Annotated in this window: 3 protein-coding genes and 2 pseudogenes; 3 read left to right on the forward strand and 2 right to left on the reverse strand. The window is 57.7% G+C overall.

Features of this window, described 5'->3' with window-relative positions; all coding sequences use genetic code 11:
* Positions 1 to 158: pseudogene (locus M3I54_RS43600) on the reverse strand (IS5/IS1182 family transposase); the annotation flags it as partial.
* Positions 159 to 512: 354 nt separating this feature from the next.
* Between M3I54_RS43600 and M3I54_RS43605 the strand changes: the two are divergent.
* On the forward strand, positions 513 to 1,430 hold the full coding sequence (locus M3I54_RS43605) for a hypothetical protein (protein WP_254346602.1): 918 nt from the start codon (positions 513 to 515) through the stop codon (positions 1,428 to 1,430).
* 45 nt (positions 1,431 to 1,475) lie between these two features.
* The gene (locus M3I54_RS43610; protein WP_254346603.1) at positions 1,476 to 2,219 is read left to right on the forward strand and encodes a methyltransferase domain-containing protein; all 744 of its coding nucleotides are present in this window, start codon (positions 1,476 to 1,478) and stop codon (positions 2,217 to 2,219) included.
* On the opposite strand, the gene M3I54_RS43615 is transcribed toward M3I54_RS43610, so the two are convergent.
* Positions 2,197 to 3,042 (reverse strand): glycosyltransferase family 2 protein, encoded by an 846-nt coding sequence (locus M3I54_RS43615; RefSeq protein WP_254346604.1) that lies wholly within the window; start codon positions 3,040 to 3,042, stop codon positions 2,197 to 2,199. The two genes, M3I54_RS43610 and M3I54_RS43615, sit on opposite strands and share 23 nt — an antisense overlap.
* A 590-nt stretch (positions 3,043 to 3,632) precedes the next feature.
* Here M3I54_RS43615 and M3I54_RS43620 point away from each other — a divergent pair.
* Positions 3,633 to 4,333 (forward strand): annotated as a pseudogene (locus M3I54_RS43620) (heme utilization protein); the annotation flags it as partial.

Raw genomic sequence — 4,333 nt, forward strand, 5'->3', positions numbered from 1 at the left:
ATGTCCGCTTCGTACATCTCGGCGAACAGTCGATCCATCTTCGCCAGCGCTTCGTTCGCCATTACGCGGATCGAACGCAACGGATGCGACTTGGGGACGAAGTCGTCCAGCTTGCGCACGGAAAACAAACTCTCGGTGAAAGTGTCGGCGCCGCGCATGATCTCCAGTGGGTAAGTGGTGGTTCATCTATCAACGCTTCACGAACTCTGCGCGATGACATGTTTCAGCGGTACTTCAGCAACCTGTTAATGCTTTATCTGGCGCACCTTTCGCCGATTTTTCGATCCCACCCCGGCGCGCCAATGAATCTCCCGCTTTTCCAGCGCTTCGCTTCATTTTTCAGATCTGCCACTAGCTGACCGGCCAGGGAAGGCGGCTACGCTTTTGTATTCGCGCAGTGTCAAACGGAGAATTGCCTGTGAACTCCGTGTCTGCTTGGAGAATTGCGGCGCAAGGGCATGGCTTAGACTGCCCCGCAGCCCAATTGCATCCAGAACAGCGCCAGCTTGCCCATGTCTGATACCCAACCCCCGAGCCGGGACACCGCCCTGGACGAAGTTGTCTCCCAGGGCCCGCCCCCGGCGGTGAGCGCGCGTGCAACGAATAATCTCGTCTATCAGATCTTTTATTCGCCGGAAACTCACGCGGGTCTTGATTCCGGCTTCATCCCGCTCGACAACACGGGGCAGCGGCCAGACTGGTACGAATACTGGCCGATCAGAAACTTCCTGATGTGCGAATCGCTCGACGAGAATGCGCGTTATGGCTTCCTGTCGCCCAAATTCGCCGGCAAGACGGGTCTGGATTCCGCGCAGGTCATGCAGTTTCTTTCGGAAACGCGCGATGACGTCGATGTCGTGACGTTCTCGCCGTTTTTCGATCACTCCGCGCTTTTTCTCAACGTTTTCGAGCAGATGAAGTTTCTGCATGCCGGCAGCGACGAAATCATCAAGCAGGCGCTCGAATTGGTCGTGCCCGGCATCGAGGTCGATAGCATCGTCATGAGCACGGCCAGCACGATTTTCTGCAATTACCTCGTCGCGAAGCCGGCGTTCTGGCGCCGCTGGCTGGAAAAATGCGAGCTTCTGTTCAATCTCGCGGAGGACGAGACCAGCGAGTTCGGCCGGCTGCTGAGCGACGATGTCAAATACGACCATAAGGCCGCACCGGCAAAGGTATTTCTTGTCGAGCGAATTGCTTCGCTGATCCTCGGCACCGAACCGCAATGGAAAGTACGCAGTTTCAACGGGATGAAGCTGCCGTTTTCATACAACTCCCCGCTGATGGGCAATGCACTGGATCTCGTCGCAATGGACGCGCTCAAGCGCGCCGCGACGGAAACGGGGCATCCGGAATTTCTGACGGCTTTCTTCCTGATGCGAGCCAGTCTACTCGATCGTCTTGCTGCCCAGCGCGCGGCGCAGGCCTAGTACCAACACGCCATTCAAACCAGTCGCCCCTACGAGAGGTTCGCGGTGCAACCCGTTCAAGACATCCAGCAAACACCGATCAACGACATTCACAATGCCGATGTCCTTCATTTGATGCGCAAGGACGCCGCCTGCGTGGCGGAAGTCGGATCGAGCAGCGGTGCGCTGGCGCGCGCTTATCGCGAGATCAATTCCGATTGCCGGTACGTCGGGATCGAAATCGTCGAGGAATACGCGCAGGCGTCCAGGCGCTATTGCACTGACGTGATCTGCGGCAACGTCGAGAAACTGGACGACGAGGCATTCAGCGACCTTTCATCCGCCCAGTCCTGGGTATTCGCCGACGCGCTCGAACACCTTTACGATCCGTGGAAGCTTCTGAAGAAGATCCGGCAGAACGCGAGCGGTCCGGTGGAGGTGGTCGCCTGTGTGCCGAACGCACAGAATTGGAGCCTGCAGACCTGCTTGAACTCGGGCCGGTTCATCTATCAGGACTCGGGATTGCTGGACCGTACGCATATCCGCTGGTTCACGAGGCTCACGCTCATCGATCTGTTCCAGTCGAGCGGATTCCAGATCGTCGATATGCGCGCCCGCATCTTCCATCAGCCCGATCCCCAGGTACTTGCCGCCATCGGACAGATGGCAGAGGCGACTTGCGTCGATCCGGAACAGGCGAAGCAGGACGCGATCGCGTTTCAGTACGTGGTCAAGGCGGTGGCCGAACCCCTGGTCGAGCAAACGCCACCTGCCCCGCAAGCCAAGGTCAAACGTCGGAAGGCGGCGTAAATCGTCCGGCAAAATCAGTGAAGCCGATGCGTTGAACTTCGGCTTCCAGTCGTGGGTACCACGACTCCAGCGACGCGTCGAAGCAATCGTTGCGATCGTATTCGGTCCACCAGCTATCAGGCCTGACGAATGCCTGCCCTGCATCCGCCGCGCCCGATCGCTGCTTGAATTTGCGGAAGAATTCAAGGCTTTGGCAGGCGTAGTGATTGATCCTGAAGTACTGGTGGGTGGGATCGTAAGGGGCCGCCCCCGTGGTTACCGGCCGCATGTTTTCATCGACGGTTCCGTACGGCGTGTTGAAAATGTGGGCGTTCGGACCGACCGACGTATTTTGCCTTCCCCGCACAATGCTCTTGACGTGCCTGTTGGCCGGCGCGTCGAGGTCAAACCGGTGCCGGTAGTTCTTCACAATCAGGCCCGCGGGTTCTTCCACGTGGCCTGAACTTCCAAAGCACGACCAATACGCGCCGACTGCGGAAATCTTCTCGTAGTTGAATCGGTCGAGCGCCTCGCCAATCGTGCCATCCACGGCAGGAAACAGAAACTCGTCGCCATCGATAAACGCAAGCCAGTCGCACTCGTGCCCGAAATTTTCATAGGCATGTTGATAAGCGCTTAACTGGACGTGATTTTGATCCGTAGTAAGCGTGAACGACTTGATGTCGTAAATCCGGCCCAATGTCTGCAATACCTGCGCCGTATCGTCGGTGCAGTTGTGGGCGTAAAAATAAAATCGGTTGAAACCGGCCAAATGGTGAAACGCAATCCATTCCGGAATCCAGGGTGCCCGGTTCTTTTGTATCGTGACAATTCCAGTGCGCATGATAGATCGCGTTATTGAACTGTAAGGTTTCTGCTTCGCGTCGCCTTCTGCGATGAATCGCGCGGCGACGCTTGCCGCTTACTCAGGTGGTAATTTGTAAGGCTTTCGACACGAAAATGTCCCGGAGCCGGCTTTCCTTCGCGCCCGGTTTGGGCGGCCGCTGCAAATATATCGGAAATTCCAGGGTCGAACACGCCTTCAGAAGCCTGACGAATTGGCCTAGCGCTGCGTGGCGCCTGCGTTCGGCAATCGCCGCCGAAGTGCCGCAATTCATGCGGTTTCTCTTCCGAAAGCATCCACTTTCTCTTTTGAAACGTTTGCGCCTTTCGTAAGCAAATCGTCGCCACTGCTTATTTCATCGGCCTCCTTACAAAGATTCTGAAGTTCTTACCAAATTTTTCTTCCAAACCCTTAACTCGCTCTGGCCAGTGCCGTTATGCACGGAGGCTGCACTCTAGCGCTGAGAGCTCGGGCGTGGCCAATGTTTACAAAGGGCCGACACTTTTTGGTTTGGTGTGATTGTCGGCGGCAAAGGCAGCAGTCAGGCCACACGCGAACCTCACTGGATGCAATCGGAAGGAAAATAAAACATGACTTCGATCATCTCGTCGCTATCACCGACGCAGGTCGGACAGCTGTCAACACAGCAATTTGCGACGTTCACCACGGCCGATGTCGCAGCACTGACCACAGCGGACATGAGCAGCCTCAGTTCGGGCCAGCTGAACGCGATCAGTGCATCGGCGATCGTTTCGCTTAGCAGCGCAGCGATCAACCAGCTTCACTCCGATCAGCTTGCGGGACTGTCCACTTCGGCCCTCCACGCGCTGAAGACAAGTCAGATCGCAGCGATCAACGCAGGCGCAATCGTCGGTCTTGGCACCGACGCGATCGGCACGCTGCAGACGTTCCAGGTCGCCAGCTTGAGCACGGCTCAACTGTCGAATCTCACCTCCGCCCAGGTTGACGCGCTGAGCAGCGCCGACATCAAGGCGCTCAGCACGAACCAGGTCGTGAACGGTCTGGGTTCGGCTGGGATCAAGGCACTGACGTCCAGCCAGGTCGCGCAGCTCGGCACGGCTGACCTGAACGCGCTGACCACGGCTGAAGTGCAGGCACTGGGTTCGGCGGGTGTTGGCCAGCTGACGTCGTCGCAAGTGCAGTCGCTGACCTCGACGGCGCTGAACGCGCTGACGACGTCGCAGCTGGCGACGCTGTCGGTGAACCTGCTGACGAGCGCACAGGTCTCGGGTCTGAGCACGGGCCAGCTCGCGGCGCTGAACTCGACGCA

Source organism: Paraburkholderia sp. CNPSo 3274, from assembly GCF_024206475.1.
Lineage (GTDB): Bacteria > Pseudomonadota > Gammaproteobacteria > Burkholderiales > Burkholderiaceae > Paraburkholderia.